The sequence below is a fragment of the Streptomyces sp. Isolate_45 genome (assembly GCF_024721315.2).
Taxonomy (GTDB): domain Bacteria; phylum Actinomycetota; class Actinomycetes; order Streptomycetales; family Streptomycetaceae; genus Streptomyces.
In genome coordinates this window covers 1-2,074 of record NZ_JANFAK020000339.1, presented here as the reverse complement: position 1 = coordinate 2,074, position 2,074 = coordinate 1, and the positions used below count along the sequence as shown (strand labels likewise).

Below are 2,074 nucleotides of genomic sequence, written 5' to 3'. Positions count from 1 at the left end.
CCCCCCCCCCCCCCCCCCCCCCCCCCCCCCCCCCCCCCCCCCCCCCCCCCCCCCCCCCCCCCCCCCCGCCCCCCCCCGGCGGGCGGCCCCCCCGCCCCCCCCCCGGGGGGGGGGCGGGGTCGTCAGGCTTCGGCGAGTTCGGCGGCCAGGGCCTCGCGGATCACCTCGACGCTGCGGTCCACGTCCTCCTCGGTGGTGCGCCAGTTGACGACGGAGACGCGCATCGCGGCCCGGCCCTCCCAGACGGTGCCGCCGAACCAGCACACGCCGCTGCGTTGGATGCGGGCGATGACGGCGCGGGTGACCCGGTCGTCGTCGCCGAAGCGGACCAGCAGCTGGTTGAGGACGACGTCGTTGAGGAGCTCGACGCCCGGTACCCCGGTCAGCCGCTCGGCGAACCGGTGCGTGTGGGAGCAGCAGCGTTCGACGAGGTCGGCGACGCCGGAGCGGCCCAGGGAGCGCAGCGCGGCCCAGACGGGCAGGCTGCGGGCGCGCCGGGAGAAGTCGGGTACCCATTCGATCGCGTCGCGTTCGCCGTCGGTGCCGGGCGGCAGGTAGCCGGCCCGTTCGTTGAGCATGGCGGCCCGGTGGGCCTCGGGGTGGGCGATGACGACGATGCCGCAGTCGTAGGGGACGTTGAGCCACTTGTGGGCGTCGAGGGCCCAGGAGTCGGCGCGTTCCACGCCTTCGACGAGGGGGCGCAGGCGGGGGCTGGCCGCGGCCCACAGGCCGAAGGCGCCGTCGACGTGGACCCAGGCGCCGTGGCGGTGCGCGATGTCGCAGATCTCGCCGACGGGGTCGACGGCTCCGGAGTTGACGTCGCCGATCTGCGCGCAGACGATGACCGGTCCGTCGAGGCCCGCGAGGGTGCGTTCCAGTTCGGCGGGGACCATCCGGCCCTTGTCGTCGACGGGGACGTTGCGGATGCGTGCCGTGCCGAAGCCGAGGTAGCGGGCGGCGAGGTCGATGGTCATGTGGTGCTGGGCGCCGGCGACGATGGCGATGTCGGGGGCGCCGCCCAGGCCGTCGCGTTCGACGTCCCAGCCCGCCTCCGCGAGGAGTTTGTGGCGGGCGGCGGCGAGCGAGGTCAGGTGGGCCATGGTGCAGCCGGTCGGGAAACCGACGGAGGCGTGGGCGGGCAGGCCCAGCAGTTCGAGGACCCACTGCGCGGCGACGTCCTCGGCGACGGCGATGGCCGGGGAGAGGTTGTAGAGGCTGGCGGTCTGGTCCCAGGCGGAGACGAGCCAGTCGGTGGCGATGGCCACGGGCAGGGTGCCGCCGGTGACGTAGCCGAAGTAGCGGGGGCCGTTGGCGGTCGGGATGCCGCCCTCGGCGACGGCCCGGCCGAGCAGCTCGATGGTGTCGGTGGCTTCGGCAGGTCCGGCGGGCAGCGGGCCACCGAACATTTTCAGCAATTGTTCGGAGCCGGCAGTGGCACCCACCGGTCGATCGGCGAGACCCGTCAGGTATTCGATGGCCTGCTGATAGGCCAATGCGAGAGGCGCACTGTCTGCTGTGGTCATACTACGAACGTAGGCGGCCGGCACTGACGTGCGACTGACTCAAATGGCCGGAACATCCGGTTACTTGGACCGCACGGCCCGTTGGACTGTATTACTTTCCTTGCGGCCCGTTCCGACCGGCGGGCCGTACCGCGGTGAGCCATGAGACATGAGGAGTCCCGATGTCCGACGAGCAGACACGCAAGGTTATCGACCAGTTCAACCAGGCATTCCAGCAGCACGATCCGGGCCTGCTGAAGGACCTTCTCGCCGAGAACTGCCGGCTGGAGAACTCCGGACCCGCCCCGGACGGTTCCCAGCACGTCGGATACGACGAATGTCTCCGGTTCTGGTCCTCGATCGCGTCGAACGCGCAGGCCACGTTCGAGGTGGAGGAGGTCTGGGTCGCGGGCGAGCGCGCGGTCTGCCGCTGGACGCTGCGCTGGGGCACCGGGCCGAAGGACTTCGTGCGCGGCGTCAACGTGACCCGGCTGGAGAACGGGCTGATCGTCGAGAGCTTCGGCTACGTCAAGGGCTGACGCCCGAGCGGCGGACGAAGGGCGAAGCGGAAG

At 72.1% G+C, this 2,074-nt stretch carries 2 protein-coding genes; one reads left to right on the top strand and one right to left on the bottom strand.

Features of this window, described 5'->3' with window-relative positions; genetic code table 11:
• Positions 1–122: 122 nt before the first annotated feature.
• Complete coding sequence (locus NOD94_RS40865) at positions 123–1,523, bottom strand: aminotransferase class V-fold PLP-dependent enzyme (protein WP_281211310.1); 1,401 nt, start codon at positions 1,521–1,523, stop codon at positions 123–125.
• Between the two features lie 161 nt (positions 1,524–1,684).
• Here NOD94_RS40865 and NOD94_RS40860 point away from each other — a divergent pair, with 161 nt between their 5' ends.
• Positions 1,685–2,041: a nuclear transport factor 2 family protein gene (locus NOD94_RS40860; protein ID WP_281211309.1), complete on the top strand. Its 357-nt coding sequence runs from the start codon at positions 1,685–1,687 to the stop codon at positions 2,039–2,041.
• Positions 2,042–2,074 lie beyond the last annotated feature (33 nt).